Source organism: Rhodococcus sp. MurmanLake-1 (genome assembly GCF_056945715.1).
The window spans coordinates 679,642-704,784 of sequence record NZ_JBWZNF010000001.1; the positions used below are offsets into that span (position 1 = coordinate 679,642).

Annotated in this window: 25 protein-coding genes; 7 read left to right on the forward strand and 18 right to left on the reverse strand. The window is 62.9% G+C overall.

The features are described 5' to 3' along the window. Positions 1-9: 9 nt before the first annotated feature. The 7 genes from AC2ETI_RS03035 to rimP form a co-directional block, all read right to left on the reverse strand. A complete protein-coding gene (locus AC2ETI_RS03035) occupies positions 10-1,002 on the reverse strand; it encodes a DHH family phosphoesterase (protein ID WP_483633554.1) in 993 nt (330 codons plus the stop codon). Between the two features lie 12 nt (positions 1,003-1,014). Beyond that, positions 1,015-1,494 (reverse strand): 30S ribosome-binding factor RbfA, encoded by a 480-nt coding sequence (gene rbfA, locus AC2ETI_RS03040; protein ID WP_003942248.1) that lies wholly within the window; start codon positions 1,492-1,494, stop codon positions 1,015-1,017. Between the two features lie 276 nt (positions 1,495-1,770). Then, entirely contained in the window at positions 1,771-2,061 is a 291-nt protein-coding gene (locus AC2ETI_RS03045) for a DUF503 domain-containing protein (RefSeq protein WP_003942205.1), read from the reverse strand. Positions 2,062-2,174: 113 nt separating this feature from the next. Next, the gene (infB, locus tag AC2ETI_RS03050; RefSeq protein WP_020907439.1) at positions 2,175-5,120 is read right to left on the reverse strand and encodes a translation initiation factor IF-2; all 2,946 of its coding nucleotides are present in this window, start codon (positions 5,118-5,120) and stop codon (positions 2,175-2,177) included. A gap of 108 nt (positions 5,121-5,228) precedes the next feature. Then, complete coding sequence (locus AC2ETI_RS03055; protein WP_019748063.1) at positions 5,229-5,579, reverse strand: YlxR family protein; 351 nt, start codon at positions 5,577-5,579, stop codon at positions 5,229-5,231. A 44-nt stretch (positions 5,580-5,623) separates the two neighbouring features. After that, positions 5,624-6,655, reverse strand: coding sequence for a transcription termination factor NusA (gene nusA, locus AC2ETI_RS03060; protein WP_003942738.1), 1,032 nt, complete (start codon positions 6,653-6,655; stop codon positions 5,624-5,626). Further along, positions 6,652-7,272, reverse strand: coding sequence for a ribosome maturation factor RimP (gene rimP / locus AC2ETI_RS03065; RefSeq protein WP_020907437.1), 621 nt, complete (start codon positions 7,270-7,272; stop codon positions 6,652-6,654). The genes nusA and rimP overlap by 4 nt, the downstream gene beginning before the upstream one ends. A 232-nt stretch (positions 7,273-7,504) precedes the next feature. Here rimP and AC2ETI_RS03070 point away from each other — a divergent pair, with 232 nt between their 5' ends. Continuing rightward, a complete protein-coding gene (locus tag AC2ETI_RS03070) occupies positions 7,505-7,990 on the forward strand; it encodes a hypothetical protein (protein ID WP_020969399.1) in 486 nt (161 codons plus the stop codon). Beyond that, entirely contained in the window at positions 7,987-8,442 is a 456-nt protein-coding gene (locus AC2ETI_RS03075; protein WP_020907435.1) for a ferritin-like domain-containing protein, read from the forward strand. Before AC2ETI_RS03070 ends, AC2ETI_RS03075 begins: the two co-directional genes overlap by 4 nt. Before the next feature lie 55 nt (positions 8,443-8,497). Here AC2ETI_RS03075 and AC2ETI_RS03080 read toward each other — a convergent pair whose 3' ends face one another. Further along, the gene (locus AC2ETI_RS03080) at positions 8,498-9,922 is read right to left on the reverse strand and encodes an MFS transporter (RefSeq protein WP_483633555.1); all 1,425 of its coding nucleotides are present in this window, start codon (positions 9,920-9,922) and stop codon (positions 8,498-8,500) included. A gap of 84 nt (positions 9,923-10,006) precedes the next feature. On the opposite strand from AC2ETI_RS03080, the gene AC2ETI_RS03085 reads away from it, so the two are divergent. From AC2ETI_RS03085 to AC2ETI_RS03095, 3 genes are all read left to right on the forward strand, one after another. Next, entirely contained in the window at positions 10,007-10,642 is a 636-nt protein-coding gene (locus AC2ETI_RS03085) for a TetR/AcrR family transcriptional regulator (RefSeq protein WP_021333000.1), read from the forward strand. Between the two features lie 93 nt (positions 10,643-10,735). Beyond that, positions 10,736-11,233, forward strand: a complete 498-nt coding sequence (locus tag AC2ETI_RS03090; RefSeq protein ID WP_029255178.1) for a nuclear transport factor 2 family protein — start codon at positions 10,736-10,738, stop codon at positions 11,231-11,233. Then, a complete protein-coding gene (locus AC2ETI_RS03095; protein WP_483633556.1) occupies positions 11,230-12,069 on the forward strand; it encodes an SDR family NAD(P)-dependent oxidoreductase in 840 nt (279 codons plus the stop codon). Before AC2ETI_RS03090 ends, AC2ETI_RS03095 begins: the two co-directional genes overlap by 4 nt. Here AC2ETI_RS03095 and AC2ETI_RS03100 read toward each other — a convergent pair. After that, positions 12,031-12,987, reverse strand: a complete 957-nt coding sequence (locus tag AC2ETI_RS03100) for a DMT family transporter (RefSeq protein WP_070386731.1) — start codon at positions 12,985-12,987, stop codon at positions 12,031-12,033. The two genes, AC2ETI_RS03095 and AC2ETI_RS03100, sit on opposite strands and share 39 nt — an antisense overlap. A 91-nt stretch (positions 12,988-13,078) precedes the next feature. After that, on the reverse strand, positions 13,079-14,374 hold the full coding sequence (locus AC2ETI_RS03105; protein WP_020907429.1) for an MFS transporter: 1,296 nt from the start codon (positions 14,372-14,374) through the stop codon (positions 13,079-13,081). A gap of 159 nt (positions 14,375-14,533) precedes the next feature. On the opposite strand from AC2ETI_RS03105, the gene AC2ETI_RS03110 reads away from it, so the two are divergent. Next, positions 14,534-14,959, forward strand: a complete 426-nt coding sequence (locus tag AC2ETI_RS03110; RefSeq protein ID WP_020907428.1) for a pyridoxamine 5'-phosphate oxidase family protein — start codon at positions 14,534-14,536, stop codon at positions 14,957-14,959. 76 nt (positions 14,960-15,035) lie between these two features. Here the strand turns inward: AC2ETI_RS03110 and AC2ETI_RS03115 are convergent, their stop codons facing one another. From AC2ETI_RS03115 to AC2ETI_RS03135, 5 genes are all read right to left on the reverse strand, one after another. After that, a complete protein-coding gene (locus AC2ETI_RS03115) occupies positions 15,036-15,815 on the reverse strand; it encodes a nuclear transport factor 2 family protein (protein WP_483633557.1) in 780 nt (259 codons plus the stop codon). Next, positions 15,812-17,542, reverse strand: a complete 1,731-nt coding sequence (locus AC2ETI_RS03120) for an acyl-CoA dehydrogenase family protein (RefSeq protein WP_408989486.1) — start codon at positions 17,540-17,542, stop codon at positions 15,812-15,814. The genes AC2ETI_RS03115 and AC2ETI_RS03120 overlap by 4 nt, the downstream gene beginning before the upstream one ends. 58 nt (positions 17,543-17,600) lie before the next feature. Next, positions 17,601-18,260 (reverse strand): rhomboid-like protein, encoded by a 660-nt coding sequence (locus tag AC2ETI_RS03125; protein WP_070386971.1) that lies wholly within the window; start codon positions 18,258-18,260, stop codon positions 17,601-17,603. A 22-nt stretch (positions 18,261-18,282) separates the two neighbouring features. Then, the gene (locus AC2ETI_RS03130; protein WP_020969392.1) at positions 18,283-18,954 is read right to left on the reverse strand and encodes an O-methyltransferase; all 672 of its coding nucleotides are present in this window, start codon (positions 18,952-18,954) and stop codon (positions 18,283-18,285) included. A gap of 79 nt (positions 18,955-19,033) precedes the next feature. Further along, entirely contained in the window at positions 19,034-20,779 is a 1,746-nt protein-coding gene (locus AC2ETI_RS03135) for a proline--tRNA ligase (RefSeq protein ID WP_020969391.1), read from the reverse strand. 55 nt (positions 20,780-20,834) lie between these two features. Between AC2ETI_RS03135 and yaaA the strand changes: the two genes are divergently transcribed. Then, on the forward strand, positions 20,835-21,578 hold the full coding sequence (gene yaaA / locus AC2ETI_RS03140) for a peroxide stress protein YaaA (protein ID WP_019748050.1): 744 nt from the start codon (positions 20,835-20,837) through the stop codon (positions 21,576-21,578). A gap of 12 nt (positions 21,579-21,590) precedes the next feature. On the opposite strand, the gene AC2ETI_RS03145 is transcribed toward yaaA, so the two are convergent. The 3 genes from AC2ETI_RS03145 to AC2ETI_RS03155 all read right to left on the reverse strand — a co-directional run bounded on the left by AC2ETI_RS03145 (position 21,591) and on the right by AC2ETI_RS03155 (position 25,140). Continuing rightward, the gene (locus AC2ETI_RS03145) at positions 21,591-23,099 is read right to left on the reverse strand and encodes a protein adenylyltransferase SelO (protein ID WP_060939567.1); all 1,509 of its coding nucleotides are present in this window, start codon (positions 23,097-23,099) and stop codon (positions 21,591-21,593) included. 35 nt (positions 23,100-23,134) lie between these two features. Next, the gene (locus tag AC2ETI_RS03150) at positions 23,135-23,563 is read right to left on the reverse strand and encodes a CBS domain-containing protein (protein WP_483633558.1); all 429 of its coding nucleotides are present in this window, start codon (positions 23,561-23,563) and stop codon (positions 23,135-23,137) included. Between the two features lie 80 nt (positions 23,564-23,643). Continuing rightward, positions 23,644-25,140: an MFS transporter gene (locus AC2ETI_RS03155; RefSeq protein ID WP_020907421.1), complete on the reverse strand. Its 1,497-nt coding sequence runs from the start codon at positions 25,138-25,140 to the stop codon at positions 23,644-23,646. Between the last annotated feature and the right edge of the window lie 3 nt (positions 25,141-25,143).

Sequence of the window (25,143 nt, forward strand, 5' to 3'; positions counted from 1 at the left end):
GCCGCGGATTCAGCCGAGTGCCGCGACGAGCGCGGCAACAATCTCGTCGCTGGAAGTGGTCGACGTATATCCGGCCGACAGCCGGTGCCCGCCGCCACCAAGACTTTCAGCGACCGCCGACACGTCGATCGCCGACTTTGCACGCAACGAGATCGACCAGCTTCCGGAAACCGACTCTTTGAGTACTGCGGCAACTTCGGCTTCCGAAGTAGTTCGCACGATATCGACGACGCTCTCGATCTCCTCGGAGCGAAGATCGCCGATGTCACTGCGTCGGATCACCGCGTACACCAGCCCACGGCCGTCCGCGGCTTCCGGGACCAGCACCGCGGACCCGAGTACCGAAGCCAGCATCGGCAACCACCCGAACGGATGCGTGTCGAGCAGCTTTCGCGCAATCGCGTCGCCGTCGATGCCGGTCGCCAGCAAACGCGCCGCGAGCACGTGCGGAAGCGGACCTCCCCACCGGAAGGAGCCGGTGTCGGTGACCAGTCCGGCATAGAGACAGTGCGCGATATCGCGATCGATCGCGACTCCCCACACATCGAAGAATCGTGCGATGAGCGCCGTCGTCGAAGCCGCGGTTTCGTCGACGACGTTGATGGTTCCGAATTCGGAATTGGAGCGATGGTGATCAAGGACGATTGTGCGATGCGCGCCGGCGAGTCGACTCGCCAACTCACCGAGGCGGCCCTCGCTGCCGACATCCACGGTCACCAGAACATCGACGCTTTCCCGAACATCGGCGGGCGCCGTGAGCAAGTGAACACCAGGGAAATCACACATCGACTCGGGCAGCGCCGACGGCCGACTGAACGCGACCTGCACCGAAACACCCCGACGCTCGAGAACGAGACCGAGTGCAAGTCCGCTGCCGATCGTGTCCGCATCCGGCTGCACATGGCAGAGAATTGTCACCGTGTGCGCCGATTCGAGAACCTCGGCCACCTGAGCGAACTTCGCCTCGCAGGGGTCGACGTCCGAAAGTGCGGTGATCGTCATTCTCGGTGCGCGTCAGTCGGCTTCACGAACATCTGGCGACGCCTCGTCTTCGTCCGAAGCCACTCGCGGCTCCTTGTACGGATCTGCATCTCCGGCCGGCTGTGCATTCTCACGCGCCTTGGCGACCTCGTCGTCGGCGGCCTTGGCACGGGCCAGCAGTTCTTCCATATGACGCGCGGTGTCGGGAACGGTATCGGCGACAAACGTCAGAGTCGGTGTGAAGCGAACGCCAGTTCCGGCACCGACCTTCGAGCGGAGAACACCCTTGGCCTTCTCGAGTCCTGCGGCGGCGGCTTCCACATCGGGTGCGGAATCGACCTTCTCGCCCATGACTGTGTAGTACACCGTCGCGTCGTGCAGATCGTTGGTGACCTTGGTGTCCGTGATGGTCACAAATGCGAGTCGCGGATCCTTGATCTCGTGATCGATCGCGGTCGCGACGATGGTTCCGATACGCTTTGCCAACTTGCGTGCCCGGGCTGGATCTACCATGACTGTCAGTCTCCTCTACCTGGCCACTCGAATCGAGGTGACTCGATCGATCAAAGTTCTGGTTAACAAGAATTATTACCGACAACAGTCTCGTCCATCGGCTACCCGGCAACCAAATCACCATCGGTAGAGGTCTTCGGCCACAAGCCACCGTGCACATCGAGCGTGAGTACAGATACCGTCACACTTGGACCCGAGGACACCGAATCCCTTGCCGACCAACTCGATTCGGTACGCCGTCCGGAAGAGTGACTCGCTGACACCGATCGGTGATGCTCAGTCTTCCGGGCCGAAGATTCGCCTTCGCACAGCCAGCAACTGAATCTCCGGACGCTCGGCGACCGCTCGCTCACAATGATCGAGAACATCGTGCAGGTGATCGACGGACGAACTGACCACACCGACGCCCACGAGCGCACGACGCAGGCGTCCCTGCTCCCCCGCCTCCGCTGCACTCACGCCGAATCGACGGAGTTCCGTCAGGATCGGCGACAGCATCGAACGCTTTTCCTTGAGTGAGTGGACATCGCCGAAAAGAATGTCGAACTCCAGTGCCCCTACAAACATTTTCCCCCTAGACAGAGCCGAATGGACTCTTCCGGACTTATATGTTCAAGTCCGGAAGAGTCCATGTCAGCTAGTACTCACGTGCGTCCGCCCCAACGCCCGTGTCGACATAATCAGTCGCGCGGCTTCTCGCGAAGCTCGTAGCACTCGAGAACGTCACCGATCTTGATATCGGAATAGGTGACGGTCAAACCACATTCGTAGCCTTCGCGAACCTCGGTAGCGTCTTCCTTCTCCCGCTTGAGCGAGGAGATGGTGACCGTCTCGGCGATGACCTTGCTGTCGCGGATGAGACGTGCCTTGGCGTTGCGACGGATGCTGCCCGACGTGACCAAGCAACCGGCAATGTTGCCGATCTTGGACGAACGGAACATGGCGCGGATCTCTGCCTTGCCCAGCTCGACCTCTTCGTACACCGGCTTGAGCAGACCCTTGAGTGCCTTTTCGACCTCATCGATGGCCTGGTAGATCACCGAGTAGTAGCGAATGTCGACGCCCTCGCGGTTCGCCAGCTCCGTTGCCTTGCCTTCGGCGCGGACGTTGAAGCCGATGATGATCGCGTTGGACGCAGCAGCCAGGTTGACGTTGGTCTCCGTGATGCCACCGACACCGCGGTCGATGACGCGCAACTGCACCTCGTCGTCGATCGGAATTCCGAGGAGAGCCTCTTCGAGGGCCTCCACGGTTCCCGAGTTGTCACCCTTGAGGATCAAGTTCAGCTGTGAATGTTCCTTCAGAGCTGCATCGAGATCGTCGAGGCTGATGCGCTTACGACTCTTCGCTGCAAGCGCGTTGCGCTTACGTGCGTTGCGACGGTCCGCGATCTGACGAGCGATACGGTCCTCGTCGACCACGAGCAGGTTGTCGCCTGCACCGGGGACCGACGTGAAGCCGATGACCTGGACCGGACGTGAAGGCAGTGCCTCGTGGACGTCCTGACCGTGCTCGTCCACCATGCGGCGGACGCGGCCGTAAGCATCGCCGGCAACGATCGAGTCGCCGACCCGCAGCGTTCCGCGCTGGATGAGCACGGTAGCGACGGGGCCGCGGCCACGGTCGAGGTGCGCCTCGATGGCAACACCCTGAGCGTCCATGTCCGGGTTGGCGCGCAGATCCAGGGAAGCGTCCGCCGTCAACAGCACTGCTTCGAGCAGTGCGTCGATGTTGAGACCCTGCTTCGCCGAGATGTCGACGAACATGGTGTCTCCGCCGTATTCCTCGGCCACCAGTCCGTACTCGGTGAGCTGCTGCCGGATCTTGTCCGGGTTCGCGCCTTCCTTGTCGATCTTGTTCACCGCGACCACGATCGGCACGTCGGCCGCCTGGGCGTGGTTGATCGCTTCCACCGTCTGCGGCATGACGCCGTCGTCGGCTGCGACAACAAGGATCGCGAGGTCGGTGGCCTTGGCACCACGAGCACGCATGGCCGTGAAGGCCTCGTGACCCGGGGTGTCGATGAACGTCACGAGACGCTCGTTGCCCTCGAGCTCGGTCAGCACCTGGTAGGCACCGATGTGCTGCGTGATGCCGCCGGCTTCGCCCTCACGGACATTCGCCTTACGGATCACGTCGAGCAGACGGGTCTTACCGTGGTCGACGTGGCCCATGACGGTGACCACAGGCGGACGGGACTCGAGGTCCTCTTCTCCGCCGGCGTCCTCGCCGTAGGTGAGGTCGAAGCTGTCGAGCAGCTCGCGGTCCTCGTCCTCCGGGCTGACGACCTGCACGACGTAGTTCATTTCGCCGCCGAGCAGCTCCAGCGTCTCGTCGTTGACCGACTGAGTTGCCGTGACCATCTCACCGAGGTTGAACAACGCCTGCACGAGTGCCGCGGGGTTCGCATCGATCTTGTCCGCGAAGTCCGACAGCGATGCGCCGCGAGCGAGACGGATGGTCTCACCGTTGCCGCGTGGCAGCCTGACGCCGCCGACTGCGGGAGCCTGCATGCTTTCGTACTCGGCGCGCTTCGCCCGCTTCGACTTACGTCCACGGCGAACTGCTCCGCCGGGACGACCGAATGCACCTGCCGCTGCGCCGCGCTGACCGGGACGGCCACCGCCGCCGGGACGACCGCGGAATCCACCGGCCGGAGCTGCTCCACCGGGAGCACCTGCACCAGCACCTGCGCCGGGAGCGCCACCGCCGCGGTATCCACCGCCGCCGCCGCCCGGACGACCACCGGGAGCGCCACCGGGACGTCCCGGACGTCCGCCGCCACCGGGCGCGGGACGAGCGGAACGAGCAGGCATTGCACCCGGGTTCGGGCGAGGAGGCATGGAGCCGGGGCTGGGACGGGGTCCGCCCTGACCTGCAGGCGGACGAGGTCCACCCTGGCCGGGAGCCGGACGGGGACCGCCCTGACCCGGAGCCGGACGAGGTCCACCCTGGCCGGGAGCCGGACGGGGACCGCCCTGACCCGGAGCCGGACGAGAACCGCCCTGGCCTGCACCCGGACGCGGTGCGCCGGGAGCCGGACGAGGTGCCGGACGCTCGGCGGGTGCCGAGGAGTACGGGTTGTTACCGACGCGAGGTGCCTTCGGTCCCGGACGCGGTCCGCCGGGCTTTGCGCCGGTGGACGGTGCCGCCGGAGCCGCGGGGGCTGCCGGTGCCGATGCTGCGGGAGCAGCCGGAGCCGGGCGTGCCGGCTGTGCCGGCTTCGGAGCGTTGAACGTCGGGGTGGGGACCGGCGCCGACGGTGCTGCCGGAGCAGCGGCTGCGGGAGCCGCGGGGGCTGCCGGTGCCGGAGCTGCGGGAGCAGCCGGTGCGGGTGCGGCCGGCTTGGGGCCGGGACGCGGGCCACCGGGCTTTGCAGCTGACGGCGACGGTGCGCCGGGCTTTGCCGCGGGGCGAGCCGCCGGAGCGGCTGCGCCGGTCTCGGACTTGGTTTCTGCTCCGCCTGCCGACGGGAATGACTCCCGCAGACGACGGGCGACGGGCGCCTCCACTGTGGATGACGCAGACTTCACGAACTCGCCTTGCTCCTTGAGCGTTGCGAGTAGTTCCTTGCTGGTGACACCGAGTTCTTTAGCCAACTCGTGCACGCGGGCCTTGCCTGCCACTGCTCTCCTCACTGATGAGGTCGAGCAGGAGGCATCCCACAGATGTGGGTCCCGCACGACCTCGGGTTATCGCCGATGGACGTTCATCGTTGGTGCTTCACGGTGTGCTCATGAGTGCTTGTGCCTGTTCTTCTCGAGAGGTACTGCTTTTGTGTGAACTGCGTCGACCAGCTGGTCGACAGCGGACGTGTCCAGATTTCCGGACACTCGCAGTGCTCTGCTGAATGCTCGGCGCCGCTCTGCCAGGCTCAGACAACTCGGATCCAGGTGCAGCCATGCACCTCGACCGGGGAGTCTTCGCGATACGTCGGGGACGAGCGGGGAACCCTCCGGCCCCTGCTCACCAACCACGACCCTCAACAGATCGACAGCCGACCCTTGTTCCCTGCACCCCACACACGTTCTGACCGGCGAACCGGGTTTCACGCGCGCAGAATCCGAGGACTCACGTCGAACCATTGTCCACTCTACCGCCGAACCGTCTCGATCACTGCATTCCACCGTTATCCGTTGGACGTGGCGGGCCGGTCGGACGCGTCGCCAACGGGTGCCGCATCGCTCCGAATGTCGATACGCCAACCCGTCAACCGTGCAGCCAGGCGGGCATTTTGACCCTCTTTTCCGATGGCCAACGAAAGCTGGAAATCGGGCACGATGACACGGGCCGCACGAGCCTCGGGATCGACGACAGTGACGGAGACCACTTTCGACGGGGAAAGTGCGTTGCCCACAAACGTCGCGGGATCTTCGTCGAAGTCGATGATGTCGATCTTCTCCCCCGCAAGTTCGCTCATGACGTTGCGGACGCGCTGACCCATCGGGCCGATGCATGCACCCTTTGCGTTCAGCCCCTGCACGCGTGAGGCAACGGCGATCTTGGAACGGTGTCCCGCTTCGCGCGCGACGTTGATGATCTCGACGCTGCCGTCCGCGATCTCCGGAACCTCGAGTGCGAACAACTTGCGAACCAGGTTCGGATGGGTCCGCGAGAGGGTGATCTGGGGGCCACGGGCGCCGCGAGCAACCCCGACGACGTAGCACTTGATGCGCTCGCCGTGTTCGTAGTTCTCGCCGGGAACCTGTTCTGCGGGCGGCAACAATCCTTCGGCGCCATTGGATTCGCTGCCGATTCGAACGACGACCATCCCGCGAGAGTTTGCACGCGTGTCGCGCTGAATGACACCGCCGACGATTTCACCCTCATGGGTGGAGAACTCACCGAAACTGCGCTCGTGCTCGGCGTCGCGCAAACGCTGCAGGATGACCTGGCGTGCGGTGGTCGCCGCGATTCGACCGAATCCTTCGGGAGTGTCGTCCCACTCCTCGCCGATCATGTTGCCGTCGGCATCGGTGTCGTGTGCCATCACTCGCACCGAACCGGTCTTGATGTTGACATCGATCCGAGCGTTCTGCTTGTGCCCCTCGGTGTGGCGGTACGCCGTCAGCAGCGCGGTCTGGATCGTGGCGATCACAGTTTCGATCGAAACGCCCTTTTCGGCTTCGATCGCTCGCAACGCTGCAATGTCGATATTCACTTGTCGAACCCTTCTTCGTTTTCTACGTCTTCCAATTCTGCTTCGTCGTCTTCGACACTGTCCACGCCCGAGTCATCGGTGAGGTCAACCGCATCCGAGGGAACTGCGCGCCCCTCCGGGATGCCGCCCGCGAGTTCCAACTCCGCCTCACTGGGCTTCGAGAACTCCACCTGAACTACGGCCTTCTGAACGTCGCCCAGTGCAATCTCTCGCACGGTCAGTCCGCCACGGCCGCCGATGACAACCGCCACGGAATCGTCGTTCAACGTTCCGATACGGCCGACCACGGTCTCGCCGGCCAGATCGATACGCGCTTTGCGTCCACGAGCTCGACGCCAGTGACGCTCGAGCGTCAGTGGACGATCGATTCCCGGGGAGGTCACCTCGAGGGTGTACGGCGTTTCACCGATTTCCTCGAGGCTGTCGAAAAGTTCCGAAACGAGTCTGCTGATCTCTGCGGCGGCATCGAGTTCGATCCCGGCATCGCTGTCGACCATGATGCGCACCGCGCTGTGCTTGCCCGCACTGGTCACGACAACGTCTTCGACGTCGTAACCCTGGGCGTGCACGAGTTCGGAGATCAGCTCGATCACCCTCTCCCTGGATGGCACCGGCATCTCGCGAACTCCTCATTTCAGTTGTCGTCGATTGTCCGACTTGTGTCGACTGTCGACGTGGGCGGCTGCGAGCATGAAAAGACACCAGGTGCCTCATGCTGCAAGCATCCAAGAGTACCGCTCATTACGCGTCTCCGTGACCAGAGTGCCCGACGCACGTCACACTTGAACACGTGCCGCGGATTCGAACGATCAGCCGACCACCTGGCACGATGGACTGGTGCTGACGCCCATGACTACTACCCCACTCTCCCGGCGGAGTGCGCTCAAGACGGGAACCGCAGCAGCGTTGGGCGCTGCAGCCTTCTCGTTGTCCGCCTGCACCGACAACGGCACAGCGGAGGCGGCTGCAGAAGTCGACCAGTTGACGGCCCAGGCCGAGCGAGCTCGCTCCGACGCGGCAGCCGCAACCGCCGCCATCGCTCTTGCGCCGGACAAGTCGGCATCACTGACCACGATCAGCGCCGAACGCACAGCGCATGCACTCGAACTCGACGCCGAGATTGCGCGAGCAGCGGGCGGCGGCGCTACGACCACTGCGCCCCCGTCGACCTCGGTCGCAAACGCTCCGACGGGCGTCGACACCTTGAGGACCTCGCTTAACGATTCGGCGCGCAGTGCCGCGGATCTCGCTCGCACGATGTCCGGCTATCGCGCGGGCTTGCTCGGTTCGATCAGCGCGTCGTGCTCGACCCAGGTTGCGGTGTTGCTTCCATGATCACTTCGCACACCCGTCGAACCGAGAGTTCTGCCTTGCTGACCGCAATCGAATCAGAGAATGCCGCGATCTTCGCTTACGGAGTGGTTGCCGCGTTTTCGAATCCTGCCCGTGTCAACGAAGTTGCCACACATACAGCCGCGCACCGCGCGCGACGTGATGCGCTGGTTGCCCTGTCGACCGACGCGGGCGAGACCCCGCCGACAGCCGCAGCAGCCTACGAGATCCCGTTCCCGGTGACGGACGCCGTTACCGCGGCACAACTGGCAGCACAGATCGAATCCGACACCGCCGTGACCTACCGTGCATTCGTCGAACAGGTCGATACCGACCAACTCCGCACGTTCGGAATCGACGGCCTGACCGATGCGGCAATCCGCGGCGCCGGATGGCGGTCCGCGCTGGGAACCGCTCCGGCCACCTCAGCGTTCCCAGGGGACCCGGCTTCGTAAACTGCTGTGCGCCTTTATTAACCGCCGGCGGTTAATAAAGGCGCACAGCAGTGGCTCAGGCCTTGCGATGCGAGGGCACGAACCAAGCCGCAACCACGGCCACCAACACGAAGCAACCGCCGACGCGCAGTGCAGGTGTCAGCGCATCTCCGTAGCCCAGCGGCGTGAGCGCGCCACCAGCGGCAAGGAAGACTGCGGTGAGAACCGCGATTCCCAGCGCAACACCGATCTCGCGAAGCGTCGAGTTGGTCGAACTGGCCGTTCCGTGATCAGGCTCGTCCATGTCGACGAGGACAGCCGTGGAACTCGGCGCGAAGGTCAGGCCCATGCCGATGCCCGCCATCAGGAGCGCCGGAACCAGCGAACCGTACGTCACGTCGGGACCGATCAACGCGGCCAACCAGAACAATGCTCCGGCCTGGAGCAGCAGACCGGTCAGCATAAGTGAACGGAGCCCGACCTTCGGCGCCAGAAAACCGGCGAGAGGAGCGAAGATCATCGGCGCTGCCGTCCACGGAAGCGTCCGCAGGCCTGCTTGGAACGGGCTGTAGCCCATCACGATCTGGAGGTACTGCGACAGCAGGAACACCGCTCCGAAGATCCCGATCGAGAAGGTCAAGCCGATGACGTTCGCCATCGAGAAGCTGCGTGAACGGAACAGACGTAGTGGCATGACCGGATGTGACGTCTTCATCTCGCGAAGAACGAACAGCGCCAACGCGACTGCGGAACCGACCAACGACGCAACCACTCCAAGCGATCCCCAGCCGTCGTCGTTGCCGTGAACGATCCCCCACACCGCCAGAAACACACCGAGTCCGGCGAGTGCGACACCGGGAAGGTCGAGAGGTTGTGTGCGACCGGTCGATTCACGCAACGCATACAACGCGAGAGGAACGGCAACGATCGCAACCGGCACGTTGATCCAGAAGATCCCCTGCCACGAGAAGCCGTCGACTACCGCTCCACCGACCACGGGACCCATCGCGATTCCCAGTCCGGAGACGCCACCCCAGACACCGATTGCCATGGCGCGCTTGGCTTCCGGTACCGCTGCGACGAGGAGGGTCAGCGAGAGCGGCATGATCGCGGCTGCGCCCGCGCCTTGAAATGCCCGGGCCGCAATGAGCAGGGCGGGAGTTGTCGACAGCGCCGAAGCGATCGATGCAGCCGTGAACAGCCCGATTCCGAACACGAACATCCGGCGGCGTCCCCACCGATCGCCGAGCGTCGTCGCCGAAAGCATCAGCGTCGCAAAGCAGAGCGTGTACGCATTCATGAACCATTGGAGCTGCCCGACGGACGCGTTCAGTTCCTTCTCGATCACCGGCAGCGCGCTCGTCATCACGAGGTTGTCGAGGGTAGCCATGAACATGGGCAGAGAAGCAGCAACCATCGCTATCGCGATCGGAACCTTACGTCCTCCACTGTTTTCCGACCCGGATGCGGCGTCCGATCCGGACTTCGTCAAAACGGTCATCGTGATTCCTCGATGTGAAGGTGCCTTAAGGCATCAATTGATTACTTAGGTCGAAACTAAGCTATCCGGTGATAACGTGTCAATATGTCGATCGGTGCAGCTGAACCACGTACCCGCAGGATGAGCGCACCGGAACGTCGCGCACTGGTCCTTGCCGCGGCAACGCGGGCATTTGCAAAGGGCGGGTACTCCGGCACCAGCACGGACGCCGTCGCCAAGGAAGCCGGCGTCTCGCAGCCCTACGTTGTGCGCATGTTCGGAACCAAGGCAGATTTGTTCCACGCGGTGTTCACGCGAGCGCTCGACGAAATCGTCCGCACCTTCAACGACAAATTGGACACCGTCACAATCGATCCGAGCAATCCGCAGTTCTGGGCCGAACTCGGATCCGCCTACGGCGAGCTGGTTCTCGACCGGGATCTGCTGCTTGTCATGTTGCACGGCTTCGCAACCAGCACAGACGACGTCGCCGCCGTCTCCCGGAACGCCATGTCCGGCATCTACACCTTGCTGCGTGAGCGCACCGGTTGCACGCCCGAGCAAGCACGCTTGTTCATCGCGAACGGCATGCTGATCAACAATCTGCTCGCAATGATGGCACCCGAACACGCCGAAGAAGATCCGGCCCTCGGCGAACTCTGGGGCAGCGTCTTCAGCGACTCGACTGCGATCACTCTCACCGGCGACGAATCCTCGAGCGAAACCGACACCGTTTCCTGACCGGTCACTGGGAAAAACTACACACATGTGACTGAGGACACCCTACAGTCGATCCGACATGTCTCCGGGAAACCCAGACGAAAAGGACCGACGGTGGATCTCGCACAACGCCTCGACGCGCTCGAACAGATCGAGGAAATCAAGAAGCTCAAACATGGCTACTGGCGAGCATGTGACGCCAAGGATCCGGTTCGGTTCCGCAGCAGCTTCATCCGTTCAGGAGCGTCGATCGACTACGGCCGTCTCGGCGCGTTCGACGACGCCGGGCCGATGGCGGACATCTTCGAGAAGATCGCTCTTCGCAAGGTCGACGGCCGGTACGCGGTACTCGACATGCATCACGGATTGCATCCCGACATCACACTGACCTCGGAGACGTCGGCAGTGGGGCGATGGACCCTGCAGTTCCGCCAGGTCGACACTGTCGGACGCACCGAGAAGTTGATGACCGGCGAATACGACGACAAATACGTGATCGAGGACGGTGTGTGGAAAATGAGTCAATGTCACTTCACGGAGACGTGGTCGATCACCACTCCCCTGTCCCCCGACACTGATATCGCCGAGGGTTCGTTGGGAGGCCCCCGATGACCACGTCGACAAACGGCAAAGTAGCGCTCGTGACCGGCGCGAGTAGGAGCGTCGGTAAAGGCATTGCACTCGCACTGGGAAGCGACGGCTGGACGGTGTACGTGACGGCCCGAGGCACCGTCGGCGCCGACAGCCCGCTCGATCGCACCGCAGCGGAGATCACCGAGCGCGGCGGTCACGGCATTGCCGTGCAGTGCGATCACGCCGACGATCAACAGATCGTCGACCTGTTTGCACGCATTGCCGAGGAACAGTCAGGCCGCCTCGATCTTCTGGTCAACAACGTCTGGGCCAACCCGGCGGGCTATGCCGGCTTCGCCGATCCGTTCTGGAAGAGGCCGATCGACGATTGGGATTCGCTGATCGGAATCGGACTGCGCGCCCACTACGTTGCTTCGGTAGAAGCGGCGAAGTTGATGGTCCCCCGGGGCAGTGGAGTGATCGGCAATATCTCGTCATTCGGCACCCGCGGGTACCTGCACTCTGTCCTGTACGGGATGTCAAAAGCAGGTTTGGACAAGATGGCCGCCGACATGGCTGTCGAATTGAAGGGAACCGGCGTCACCGCACTTTCCTTCTGGCTCGGGTTGATCCGCAACGAGCGGATGGAGGCGAGTGGGATCGAGAGCTTCGAAGGCTTCTCACTGGCCGAGGCCGAAACCCCGGAATTCGTCGGCCAGGTCATCACTGCATTGGCCAACGATCCAGAAGTGAACGCGCGCAGCGGTCACACACTGATCACCGCCGAGACGGCCGTCGAGTACGGAATCACCGACGCCAACGGGAGACAACCTGCGTCACACCGCAGTGCCTTCGGTGGCGGCCCGCTTTTCTGAATCATCGGTCGCAGTGGTCGCGTCGCGTGCCGGCACAGCACGCGGCGCTGCCACTCGCGCCTTCAGGGCAAGCCAGGCACACCCGATGACGACGACGCCGCCGGCCACGATCGAGGGTGACAACGCCTCACCGAGTATCAGCGCCGACCAGGCAATGCTGAGCACCGGTTGAACCAACTGTGTTTGGCTCACAGTGGAAATGGGACCGATCGCCAGACCCCGGTACCAGGGAAAGAACCCGAGAAACATACTCACGCATCCCAGGTAGGCAAACGAAAGCCACGAATTCACATCGGCAGAAACCGGAGCCTGGGCCATGGACGCCACCGTCAACGCAATCGTGACCGGCAGTCCGAGAATCAATGCCCAGGCAATCGTCTGCCACGACCCGATCTCGCGGGCCAGCAACGCACCTTCCGAATATGCCAGCGCTGCACACACAACCGCGGCGAACAGAAGAAGATCAGCGAGATGAAACGAGCCGAGTCCGCCGTTTGCGACGGCCACGAACCCTACGACCGATACCGCGCCGGCGGCGCTTGCCCACCAGAATCCCTTACTGGGACGCTCTTTTCCTCGGACGACGGCAAATACCGCGGTCGCAGCGGGAAGTAGTCCGATCACGACTGCCGCGTGACTCGCCGGCGATGTCTGCAACGCAAACGTGGTGAACAGTGAAAACCCCAGTACCGCGCCAACGGTCACGAGTGCGATGCGCAACCACTGCCGAAGCGTCGGAAGCGTCGCGCGAGTAACCGACAGCATCACAATCGCAAGGGCCCCGGCAACGACGGCGCGGCCCGCGCCGACGAACAGGGGGTCGAGATCCGCGACGGCGACCCTCGTGAGCGGAACGGTGAACGAGAACGCCAGAACACCGAGCAAGCCCCACCACAAACCGGATCGAGACGATGGCATCGGTAGCGGTGCCCGTGACGTGACGATAGCGCTACTCTTCATACTCATATTCAACGATAGCAGTAGCGCACCAACCTGCGAAACTGGTATTTCAGGTGCGAACCCGTGTGCAGGAGATCGAAATTGCACCGAGCAGTCCGACGAGCGCGAAAGCGTAGAAACCCCACGGCACGGCGTAACCCGCACCCAGGAGAACTCCGCCCAGAATCGGGCCACAGATCGCACCGACCCGGCCGACACCCGCCGACCATCCGAGCGCTGTCGCGCGAATCTGCGGTGGGTGATTGGCGCTCGTGAAGGCGTAGACCAGTACCTGTGCACTGAAAACGAAGCATCCGGCGAGGAAGACCATCACGTAGATTCCGAACGACACCTTCACACTCAGAAGCGCCAGGAACAACGCTGCTCCCGTGAACCACACGATTGCTGCGGTACGCGGGCCGATCTTGTTCGCGACGCCCCCGGCGATCAACAGCCCGACGACGGCTCCGGCATTGAGGATCAGAAGGAACGTCAACGAGGCTCCGAGGTTGTAACCGGCCTCGCGCATGATCGTCGGAAGCCACGTGTTCAATCCGTAGACGAGCAGCAAGCCCATGAAACTGGTGATCCAGATGGCGATGCTGTTACGCAGGAACTTCGAAGAGAACAGTGCGCGAACGGGATTGGCGGCTTCGGCGCGCCCAGCTTCGGACGTAGGCGCAGCCTCGAGCTCGACACCGTAGCGGGCAGCGATTTCCTCGGCCTCGGCACGCTTTCCGTGAGCGAGAAGGTACGACGGGGATTCCGGCAGATACCGCAACATGAGTGGAATCAGGACGACGGCAGGAAGTGCGCCGACAACGAACATCGCCCGCCAACCGAAAGGTTCGATCACGACGAGCGCCAGCGCGGCGGTGGCAACGGCGCCGACGTGATAGCCGGTCATCAGCATGGTCGACGCAGATCCACCGCCTTGTTTCTTCGAGAATTCGTTGACCAGAGCCAATGCCGTCGGAAGGGCGCCACCCAGTCCCACCCCGGCGAGGAAGCGCAGCAGACCGAAGATGAACGGGTTGGGCGCAATTGCGCACAACAGAGTCAGAATCGAGAATGCGGCAACGGCGTACAGCAGCGCGCGGCGTCGACCGATGACGTCAGTGAGAGTGCCGATGACGAGGGCGCCGATGGTCATGCCGATGAGCCCGAAGGTCGAGATCATCGTGATCGTGCCGGTACTCAATCCCCACGCGTCGTAGTCGAGAAGCGAAGGAATGACCGCACCGAGTACGACCAGGTCGAATCCGTCCAGAAGCACAGCGATCCAACACAGCGGTGCTACCCACATTGCGGCACGCGCCCCAGGCGAACCGGTGATCGAACTCGATTGCGTATGCGGTGCGGTCATCGGATCCTCGACATTCACTGCTTGTGGGCGTTCGCTACCGGTTCAGATCCAGTAGTCCAGATCGAGATCTGTTCGCATTGCGAACGCATGTTCATAATGAGCACATCGATTGTGTACGGAGTCACAACGCCATGTCAAACGTCGCGGTAATCTCGAGGAATGGCACTCTCCGAAAATGAGCGTGAACAGTTCCTGGCCGAACCCCACATCGGGGCGCTGTCCGTAGCGGACGGCACCGAACGCGGTCCGTTGACCGTCCCGATCTGGTACCTGTACTCACCCGGTGGCAAACCATGGATCCTCACGGGCAAGGATTCACGAAAGGCACGACTCATCGAGTCGGCCGGGCATTTCTCGTTGATGGCCGAAAGGCTCGATCCGACAATCCGTTACGTCAGCGTCAGCGGATCCGTCGACAAGATCGTTCCGGGCACCGACGAGATGCTGGTCGAAGTCTCGCGGCGATACCTGACCCCGGACAAGGTCGACGGATATCTCGAATTCGCGCGATCGCAGTTGGGCGAGCAGGTAGCGATCTATATGAATCCGCAGCACTGGCTGTCTGCGGATCTCGGGGCGATCTGACAATTCTCAGAAAAGCGAAGGCTCGGCGCGCCGGAGTGGCGCGCCGAGCCTGACCTGCATTCGAGTGTTCTCGGTATCAGCTCTCGGTGAAGAAGCGCACCCGATTGAGGCGATGACCGCTCGCCTCGAAGCCGAACAGGGCGATGGCCGGTTCCCCGCACACGATTACGCTCGCCGTCACAGTTCGACCGGCAACCAGCATCTTGCTCTTCGTCACGCCGGTGAGCAGAGCGTTGACGTCGGCTTTGGACAACTGCGTTCCCGCCGGAAGCTCGACGGGTACCGGCGGCGTTCGACCGACAGCGGCCGCATCGAGGAACCGCGAAGCCGCCTTCTTGCCTTTGTCTCCGACTCCGAAGATGCCGCGCGAGAATCCGAGCGCTCCGCCGATCCCCTGGTTCGAGAGCAGCTGCGGGGTCAACTTCGCGGCAGCCTTCACCCCGGCAACGCCGGCGGTAGCGAGCTGGCTCAGCATCGTTGCCAATTCCCAATGCGCATAGAGGGTTCCGATCCGCAAGGAATCGGGCTCCCCCACCAAGTCGTAGCGCAAATGCATCGGCACGTCGAGGACGACTCCGGTCGACATCTCGGTAGCGAGGCTCAGATCGCGCCACACTGTGCGGCCGCACACGATATCGCGCTCGACGTGGAAGGTGATCGAATTGGGGGCGATGAACGTGTCGTAAAAACTCTCGATCGCCGCCTGCCCGTTATGCGGACGTGAACCTACAGGGTCGTTGATCTCGCCCTCTTCGGCAAACAGCGCAACCCAGGTCGAGCGATCATGCGCGCCGACGGCTTTCGGGGATCCCTCCACGACGGCCATCAACTGCTCACGTACCACCGGCGCGGTCATGCGCGCATCTCGTATGCACCGTCGTACGCCTTGACCTGCTGCCACACCCGGTCGAAGCGTTCACTGTCCACAACAGGCTTCCGCACTGCGGCCAAGGCCCACTTCTGCTGCTCCGGCGTCGACGACGGCTTTCCGTGCAGTGCGATCGCGTATCCCGAGAAGTCGCGAATCTGGAAGTCGAAGATCTGATCGACAACGTCGGCGTCGAGTCCGCTGATCTCGGCCTGCTCGAGAATCAGATGACCGTAGACGACGAGGGAGAACAGGTGCCCGACATTGAGCATGAAATCGAGATCCTTCTGCTGCTGCGCGTCCGGCGCTGCGGCAGTGAGCAATTCGGTGAGTGCGATCGCCTGCTCGTAGAAACGAGCGACGTTCGGGATCGAAGAGTGCTTCTCGTAGACGGGCTTCCACTCGTGGAACTGGATCTTCGCAGCGCCGCGGGTCGGTCCCTGATTCCAGAAGAACTCGTCGTCGGCTGCGTCGTCGCGCGTGACGATCTCCGGGAACTCCGCGGGGTTGAACAGGTAGTTCGGCAAGAACTTGAGGATCAGGCCGACGTTGACGTGGACGGTGCCCTCGAGCTTGGGCAGCGTGCCGATCATCTGCGCTGCTTCACGGAAGTACGTGGACTTCTCGTACCCCTTTGCCGCGATCACGTCGTGCAGCAACCCGACGACCTTTTCACCTTCCGAGGTGACCTTGGCCTTGGTCATGGGATTGAACAGCAGGTAGCGACGGTCTTCGAGGCTGGCGCTGCGGAAGTAGTCGACCGCACGCGCGCTGAACTGTTTCATCGCGATCAGACGTGAGTACGCGTCGACGAAGGCGGCGCGTACATGGGCGAAGTCGGTGACCGGATTACCGTAGAGAATTCGATTCTGCGCGTGAGTGATTGCTTCGAAGAACGCATGTTCGGTGATCCCGATGGAGCCGGTGCACAGGTTGAACTTTCCGACGTTGACCGTGTTGAGCGCGGCCTCGAATGCGGCGACGCCGGTGTGCAGAATGTCTTCCTCGCGCACCGGGTAGTCGTCGAGGCGGAAATTGCTGACGTACATTTGCCCGCGCAGGACATTGTCCACAAGCTGATAGTTCGGATGTGCACTGTCGGCGACGAAGAACACGTAGCCTTCGGGACCCTCGACGTCGGTACGGCGCCCGAACACAGACACCATTCCGGCTACGTTGCCGTTTCCGATGTAGTACTTCTCGCCGCTCGCGCGGAAGGCGACGTCGCCGTCGGTGGGAGTGAGAAGCATGTCGGTGGAGTACACGTCGGCGCCGTGATCACGCTCGGACAGGCCGAACGCCATGACACCACCGTCGACGAGTTCCTGCGCTGCACGCTTCTTCGCTGCGTCGTTGTCACTCATCCAGATCGGTCCGAGTCCGAGGATCGTGACCTGCCAGGCGTACCAGTAAGCGAGTCCGTAGAAACCGAAGATCTCACTCAAGGCCGCGTTGCGGGCACCGTCCCAACGACGGTTCTCGTCACCGTCGGCGAATGCCGCCGGAGTCTGGAACGTCGCGAACAACTTCTCCTTGCCGACGAACTCGAGAAAGTCGGAGACCCACACTGCGTCGAGGTCGTCCTGAAGCAGTTGCTTCTTGCCGCGCCTCTCGAACCATTCGATGGTGGCTCGCAGCAAACGGCGGGTCTCCGGATCGAACTGAGCGGGGTCGTAAGTATGGGGGTTGAAGAGCAATCCATCGGTGCCAGACACGTCATTACCTTTCGTCGATGACGCTAAACTACCAGCGGGTAACTTTCCGCGGTGCGATTCATGGAAGACCTGCGATTCTTCGCGAATGCCACAGGTCCATCGGATTCCACGTGCCCGCCCGAGCACGCGTGATCGGATAGCACGCCAATCCCAGCAACAACGCAGACATGTGGCCGATGGCGGTGAAATTGGTGGCGAAAATCAGAGGTACACCGTAGAAGACCAACAGCCCCGCGAGATAGACGTATCGCCACGGATCGACGATGCGGTACACCAGAATCCCCATGATGCCGGCCAGACCGTAGCTCACTCCCACGTCGAGAGTGTTGACCGCCGACTCCGCCACGTATCCGTGCCGAATACCTTCGTACAGAACACCTTCGCTGATGTACGTGGCTCCGACGTGGGCGATGACGACAACACACAGCCACCGCCACGTCCCGAGCCAACGCTCAGCCGTTGCATGAAAGATGGTGAAGAGAACCAGGTATCCCAACCAACCGCCACCTTCGAGCCAGAAGGCACTCGAGAACAGGACTCGTAGCGGGTCTTCGGCCAGGTGATGCAGATTGGTCGAGCGCTTGCCGAGAAAACGCTCCTCGACATTGTCAGGCAGATGCCGCAGGAACAGCGTGGTGAACAGCAGGGCAAGCAACCAGACATAGGTACCGGGAGCACTGCGCACCCATCGCCATGCCGCCTTTGCTGCCCCCAGCATCCTCACCGCTTCGAGTCTGCGCTCACTCGTTCACTACTGCAACGGCAAACCCGTCCCACCCCTTCGAACCCACGGTTTGAATGGCGGTGCCGTCGAGTTTCGGCTCGGCCGCGATCATCTCCAACACCGCTCGACTCGCTTTGACGCGCTCGTCGTCGATATCCGGGTTGGACACATGTCCCCCACGCACCACGTTGTCCACGATGATGACGGTTCCGGGATGCGAAAGGGCCAACGCCCACCGCACGTACTCGGTGTTGTTCTCCTTGTCGGCGTCGATGAAGACCAAGTCGAAAGGTCCCAACTCTTCCTTCGCGATCGACGGGAGGCTGTCGAGCGCGGCCCCGACGCGGACGTCGACACGGTCAGCCAAGCCGGCGCGCTCGATATTCGCCCGAGCGACATCCGCATGAGTGGGATCGAATTCCAGCGTGATGACCTGGCCCGAGGGGCCGACCGCGCGAGCGAGCCAGATCGTGCTGTATCCGCCGAGCGTTCCGATCTCGAGGACATTGCGCGCCAAGCACATTCGCGCCAGAAGGTTGAGGAGCTTGCCCTGGTTCGGCGCCACGTCGATGGGCGGGAGACCGGCCTCGGAGTTGGCGGCGAGTGCCGCGTCGAGAACCGGATCTTCACCTACCAACGTGGAAACGAGATAGCCGTCGACTTCTGCCCAATCCGGTTCGCGTTCCATAGCCACGATTGTGGCAGAAAAGAAGGGCCGCCGCAGACACCTCGGAAGGTGGCTGCGACGGCCCTGACGACTATTCGAATCAGCCGCGAACTGCGCTGATGATCTCCTCGATCGCCGAGTCGGCGTCGATCTCACGGCTCTCGCCGGTGAAGCGGTCGCGAATCTCGACCTTGCCGTCGGCCCAACCACGGCCGACGACAACGATCAGCGGAACACCGATCAGCTCGGAGTCCTTGAACTTCACGCCAGGCGACGCCTTACGGTCGTCGAGAATCACTTCGAGTCCGGCACGGTCGAGTTGCGCGGCGAGGCCTTCGGCGCCTTCGCGCGCGGTCTCGTCCTTGTTCGCGATGACGAGGTAGACGTCGGCCGGTGAAACCTCGGCAGGCCAGCGCAGACCCTTCTCGTCATGGTGCTGCTCGGCAATGACGGCCACCAGACGCGAGACGCCGACGCCGTACGAACCCATGGTCGGGCGGACGGGCTTGCCGTTCTCGGCGAGGACGTCGACGGTGAAGACGTCGGTGTACTTGCGGCCGAGCTGGAAGACGTGCCCGATCTCGATACCGCGAGCCGAGACCAGCGTGCCGGCTCCGTCGGGCGAGGCGTCGCCGTCACGAACCTCGGCGGCTTCGATGGTTCCGTCAGGGGTGAAGTCGCGACCGGCAACGAGGCCGACCACGTGCTTGCCGTCTTCGTCGGCGCCGGTGATCCAGCTGGTGCCGTCGACGACGCGCGGGTCGACAAGGTAGCGAACACCGTTGGCCTGCAGAGCCTTCGGGCCGATGTAACCCTTGGCCAGGAACGGGTTGTTCTTGAAGTCGGTCTCGGTGATCATCACGAACTCGGCCGGCTCCAGTGAAGCTTCGAGGCGCTTTTCGTCGACCTCACGGTCGCCGGGGATGCCGATACCGAGCAGTTCCCACTCGCCGCCGGGCAGGCGGGTCTTGACCATGATGTTCTTGAGAGTGTCGGCGGCGGTGATCGTGCGGCCGAGGTCGGCACCGTTCGCCCAGTCCACGAGAGTGTCGATGGTGGGTGTGTTCGCGGTGTCGTACACCTTCGCTTCGGGCAGCCCGTCGAACGGAATGGAGTCGGGAACAACAGTCTTGACGGCCTCGACGTTGGCGGCGTAGCCGGATTCGAGGCAGCGTACGTAGGTGTCTTCGCCGATCTCGCTCTCGGCAAGGAACTCCTCGGACGCGCTGCCGCCCATCGCACCGGAGGTGGCCGAGACGATGACGTACTTGACGCCCAGACGCGTGAAGATCTTCTCGTAGGCACCGCGGTGCGCCTGGTACGACTCCGTCAGACCTTCGTCGCTGAGGTCGAAGGAGTACGAATCCTTCATGAGGAACTCGCGACCACGCAGAATGCCCGCACGCGGACGCTCTTCGTCGCGGTACTTGGTCTGCACCTGGTACAGGGTGACCGGGAAGTCCTTGTACGAGTTGTACTCACCCTTGACCGTCAGAGCAAAGAGCTCCTCGTGGGTCGGGCCGAGCATGTAGTCGTTGCCCTTGCGGTCCTTGAGGCGGAACAGGTTGGGGCCGTACTCGGTCCAGCGGTTCGACGCCTCGTACGGATCGCGCGGGAGCAGAGCAGGCAGCAGAATTTCCTGCCCACCAATGGCATTCATTTCTTCGCGGACAACACGCTCAACCTCGCGCAGCACCCGCAATCCCAGCGGCAACCACGAGTAGACGCCTGGAGCGATACGACGCACGTAGCCGGCACGAACCAGCAATTTGTGGCTGGCAACTTCGGCGTCCGAGGGATCGTCACGCAGGGTACGCAGGAACAGGTGGGACAGACGGGTAATCACGAGGTGTAAGGATAGTCGCCGCAGTCGGCCGAGCGGGCCTCGGTACGGTTACAGCGTGCTTGTACTGCTGCCTCCCTCAGAAACCAAGTCCGACGGCGGCAAGGATGCGCCCCTCGATCTGGCCGAACTGTCGATGCCACAGTTGACCGAAACGCGCGAATTGCTGGTTCAGACGCTGGTCGATCTGGCCGCTGACGTCGAGGCGTCGTGCGAAGCGCTCGGGCTCGGTCCGACGCAAGCAGACGAAGTGGAACGCAACGCCAAGCTGTGGGTGTCCGCGACGCGGCCCGCACTGCAGCGCTACACCGGGGTGCTCTTCGACGCCCTCGACGCCAAGTCGTTCACCCGCGCCCAGAGGGCCAAGGCTCTCGATCGGATCGCGATCGGCTCCGCTCTGTTCGGTGCAGTCCGTGCGGGAGATCTGATCCCCGCCTACCGCCTTTCCGGCGGGTCCAAGCTGCCCGGGATGGGCACGCTCCGCTCACTGTGGAAGCCGGAACTGCCGAAGGCCTTGGCGGCCGAAGCCGACGGCCTTGTCATCGATCTACGGTCCGGCACCTACCAAGACCTCGGACCGGTTCCGGACGCACTGATCGCAACGGTCCTCACCGAGAAGCCGGACGGCACCCGCACTGTCGTCAGTCACTTCAACAAGCACCACAAAGGTCTGCTCGCCCGTGCGCTGGTGGTCTCGCGCGGCGAACCGACCGACATCAAGGGTGTTGCGCGGGTGGCGTCGAAGGCGGGCTTGCGCGTCGAAATCGCGTCGGAGCGCGAATTGATCATCCTGACGGATTGATGGCTTCGTCTGTCAAGTGCCACAGAAGGTTTGGAATGTCTCGCTGAAAGACTGCGGAGCCGCCTCGGTGTAGTCAGCCCACTCGTCGCGTCGGCCGAACGGGTGCGTGACCACTTCCAACAGCTTCTCGAAGGGAGCGAGGTCACCGTCGGTCGCGGCGCGCAAGGCCGCATCGAGCCGATGATTACGCGGAATGTACAGCGGGTTGACGCGATCCATCGCGCTCGCGGTCTCCGCGGCCCCGTGTCCGTTTTCGGTCAGGGCTCCCTGCCACCGCTGCAACCAGGGCGCGATGTGCTCCCGTGGCACGAGGTTGTCGAGAGGCACCGAATTTCCGCGCAATTCGTCGGCGAGAGCGCGGAAACTGCCCGTCCAATCAGCACCGTGTTCCGCCAACAACGTCAGCAGATCGTCGACGAGCGCCCGATCGACAAACGGCTGGGCCAGACCGAGCTTTGCCGCGAGACCGGCCGCGTAGTGACCCTCGTAGCGCTCGTCGAAGGTCTCGAGAACTGCTGACGCCGCGGAAATTGCTTCGTCGGGTGTGGAATCGATCAGTGGCAACAGCGTTTCTGCCAAGCGCGCCAGGTTCCACTTCAGTACAGCGGGCTGATTGCCGAATGCATAGCGGCCCCCGTGGTCGATCGAGCTGAACACTGCCGCCGGATCGAACGCGTCGAGGAAGGCGCACGGACCGTAATCGATGGTCTCCCCCGAAATTGTCGTGTTGTCGGTGTTCATGACCCCGTGCACGAAACCGATGAGCATCCACCTCGCCACCAGTGATGCCTGCGCCTCAACCACCGCCTCGAGGAACTTCAGGTAGCGATTGTGTGTACCCGTTGCCGGAAGTTCGGTCAGCTCCGGGTAGTGCCGGGCAATCGCGTAATCGGTGAGCGGCTGCAATACCTCGCCCTGCCGGGCCGCGAACTCGAAGGTCCCAACGCGTAGGTGACTCGACGCGATCCGTGCAAGCACGGCACCGGGTTCTGCGCCGTTGCGGCGAACGTCTCGGCCCGTCGCCACCACCGACAGCGCGCGCGTAGTGGGGACACCGAGGGCATTCATCGCCTCACTGACGAGATATTCGCGCAGCATCGGCCCTACGACCGCATACCCGTCGCCGCCCCGAGAGAACGGCGTGCGCCCGGAGCCCTTCAGATGCAAGTCCACTCGCTGCCCGTCAATGCTGACGAGTTCGCCGAGTAACAAAGCCCGACCGTCCCCGAGAATTGGTGCGTACCCACCGAACTGATGACCCGCATATGCCATCGCCACCGGTGTGGCCCCGACCGGCACCGTCGAACCGGACAGGACGCCGATCCCGTCCACACTTCGCAGCGCTGCTACGTCCAATCTCAACGACGCAGCCAGCTGCTCGTTCAGCACGAGCAACTGCGGGTCGGGCGCGGCAGCACCTTGCCACGGCACCGTCAGAGCGCCGAGTTCGTCGGCGAAGGTGCTCTCGAGGCCGGCCACGATGGTGACCGTGCCTGCTGTGGATTCCTGGAATGCGGCCATCACACGAGAGTAGTCACCGTGCGACAACCTATCGATCAGCCCTGATCGATGTACGACTCGAGCTGATCGCGTTCGCTCTTGAGCTCGTCGATGCGGCTCTTCACCACGTCACCGATACTGACGATGCCGAGGAGGTTGCCGTCCTCGATCACCGGCAGATGTCGGATTCGACGCTCGGTCATGATCGCGGCAATGCTGTCCACCGCGTCTGCCGGAACGCACGTGTACATCAGAGCGGTCATGACCTCGGAAATCTGGATCCCGAGAAGGTCCGGGCCACGCTCGTGCAGGCGTCGAACGACATCGCGTTCGGAGATGATGCCGACCACCGCGTCGTTGTCGACCACCACCATGGCTCCGATGTTGTGGCGGGCAAGATCGCACAGCAACCCGTTGACCGTCGTGTGGGCGTCGATCGTGACGATGCTGTTGCCCTTGTTTCGCAATATGTCCGCGATCCGCATCACGGCACCCCGATTCGTCGAGACTCTCGGCACGTCCTGCAACGATCGTATCGGCTAGCGAAGCGGAAAAACAGGACTGATCAGGCAATTCCCTGAGCTGCCTTCTCCGCAGCCTGTGCCTGGGCTACCTGAGAAGGTGTGAACCTGATGCACAGCGCCGCGATGCCGGCGAACACGGCGCAGACCGCGCAGCCCACAAGTGCGAAGGTGTATCCCTCTCCGAGTGCGATCAATTGCGCCGGATTCATGTCCGCTGCCTTGCCCGAAGTGCCGCCGAGCGAGAGCGTCTTCGACGTCGCCATCGCACCGATCACCGAAAGCGCCAGTGGTCCACCGAGCGTCTGGGCAACCTGAGCGATGGCCGTCAGCGGGCCGATCTCGGTCTCCGGGACACCGGCGATCGCGCACAGTGGCAACGGCACCATCGCGAGGCCGATACCGAATCCGATCCCGATCACAGGCACGAACAAGTTGGCCAGGTAGGTGGAATCGGAATCGAGAGTAGATCCGTAGAGGAGTCCGACGATCATGATCACGACGCCGGTGAGGACCAGCCAACGGGGTTGAACCTTTACGGCGAGCTTGGAAGCAACCGACGCGGCGGCGCCCAATCCGAACGCGAACGGAATGAACGCGATACCGGCACGCAACGGCGAATACTGCATGATGTCCTGCACGAACAGCGCGACGAAGGCCGTCATGCTGAACATCGCGCCACCAACGAAGAAGATGGCGAGGAACGTCGCGACACGGTTGCGATCGGCGAACAACGAGAAGGGCAAGAGCGGGTTGTCCGCAGTTCGCTCGACGAAGAGGAAGGCGGCGAGGGCGACCAATCCGGCCGCCAATGCACCGATGACGGCGATACTCCCCCATCCCATTTCCGGGCCTTCGGTGAGAGCAAAAACAACACCGGTACAACCGAGGGTCGCGAGGATCGCGCCGGGGACATCCAAAGCCAGACGCGTCTGATTCGTCTCGCGAAGGGCGCGGAACGCCATGCCGACGAGCGCGATGCCGATCGGGACGTTGATGAGGAAGATCAGACGCCACGACACCTCGGTCAATGCGCCGCCGATGATCAGACCGGCGATCGATCCGACGCCCGTCATGGCGGCAAAAATCGCGATGGCCTGATTACGAGCCGGACCCGCGGCGAAAGTCGTGGCAACAAGGGCGAAGGCGGTGGGCGACGCTACGGCTGCGCCGACACCTTGAAGCGCCCGCGCTGCGATCAACATGCCCTCGTTCAGGGCGAGACCACAGAGCAACGACGCCACCGTGAACAGCGAGACTCCCGCGATGAACATCTTCTTGCGCCCGTACGCGTCACCGAGGCGACCGCCGAGGAGCATGAGCCCACCGAACGCAAGCGCGTACGAGGTCAACACCCAATTACGACCACTGTCGCTCAGCCCGAGGTCTGCCTGCAGTGGCGCCAGCGCGAGGTTCGCGACGGTGCCGTCGAGCACCACCATCATCTGCAAACCACTCAGGACGATGATGGCGAGCCCGATGACTCGAGTCGCTACCGGGGCATTCGCCGAAGCGGTTTCAGATGTTGGGGAATCAGACACAAG

Bases quoted from the DNA above. Each gene is read 5' to 3' on its own strand.
- rbfA (WP_003942248.1), bottom strand. From the start codon at position 1,494: ATGGTAGATCCAGCCCGGGCACGCAAGTTGGCAAAGCGTATCGGAACC.
- AC2ETI_RS03130 (WP_020969392.1), bottom strand. From the start codon at position 18,954: ATGGAACGCGAACCGGATTGGGCAGAAGTCGACGGCTATCTCGTTTCC.
- AC2ETI_RS03070 (WP_020969399.1), top strand. From the start codon at position 7,505: ATGACTACTACCCCACTCTCCCGGCGGAGTGCGCTCAAGACGGGAACC.
- AC2ETI_RS03110 (WP_020907428.1), top strand. From the start codon at position 14,534: ATGGCACTCTCCGAAAATGAGCGTGAACAGTTCCTGGCCGAACCCCAC.
- AC2ETI_RS03045 (WP_003942205.1), bottom strand. From the start codon at position 2,061: ATGTTTGTAGGGGCACTGGAGTTCGACATTCTTTTCGGCGATGTCCAC.
- AC2ETI_RS03035 (WP_483633554.1), bottom strand. From the start codon at position 1,002: ATGACGATCACCGCACTTTCGGACGTCGACCCCTGCGAGGCGAAGTTC.
- AC2ETI_RS03105 (WP_020907429.1), bottom strand. From the start codon at position 14,374: ATGACCGCACCGCATACGCAATCGAGTTCGATCACCGGTTCGCCTGGG.
- AC2ETI_RS03145 (WP_060939567.1), bottom strand. From the start codon at position 23,099: ATGGCCGCATTCCAGGAATCCACAGCAGGCACGGTCACCATCGTGGCC.
- AC2ETI_RS03150 (WP_483633558.1), bottom strand. From the start codon at position 23,563: ATGCGGATCGCGGACATATTGCGAAACAAGGGCAACAGCATCGTCACG.
- AC2ETI_RS03055 (WP_019748063.1), bottom strand. From the start codon at position 5,579: ATGGTTCGACGTGAGTCCTCGGATTCTGCGCGCGTGAAACCCGGTTCG.
- AC2ETI_RS03095 (WP_483633556.1), top strand. From the start codon at position 11,230: ATGACCACGTCGACAAACGGCAAAGTAGCGCTCGTGACCGGCGCGAGT.
- rimP (WP_020907437.1), bottom strand. From the start codon at position 7,272: ATGCCGGTGCCATCCAGGGAGAGGGTGATCGAGCTGATCTCCGAACTC.
- AC2ETI_RS03100 (WP_070386731.1), bottom strand. From the start codon at position 12,987: ATGCCATCGTCTCGATCCGGTTTGTGGTGGGGCTTGCTCGGTGTTCTG.
- AC2ETI_RS03125 (WP_070386971.1), bottom strand. From the start codon at position 18,260: ATGCTGGGGGCAGCAAAGGCGGCATGGCGATGGGTGCGCAGTGCTCCC.
- AC2ETI_RS03080 (WP_483633555.1), bottom strand. From the start codon at position 9,922: ATGACCGTTTTGACGAAGTCCGGATCGGACGCCGCATCCGGGTCGGAA.
- AC2ETI_RS03085 (WP_021333000.1), top strand. From the start codon at position 10,007: ATGTCGATCGGTGCAGCTGAACCACGTACCCGCAGGATGAGCGCACCG.
- AC2ETI_RS03115 (WP_483633557.1), bottom strand. From the start codon at position 15,815: ATGACCGCGCCGGTGGTACGTGAGCAGTTGATGGCCGTCGTGGAGGGA.
- AC2ETI_RS03075 (WP_020907435.1), top strand. From the start codon at position 7,987: ATGATCACTTCGCACACCCGTCGAACCGAGAGTTCTGCCTTGCTGACC.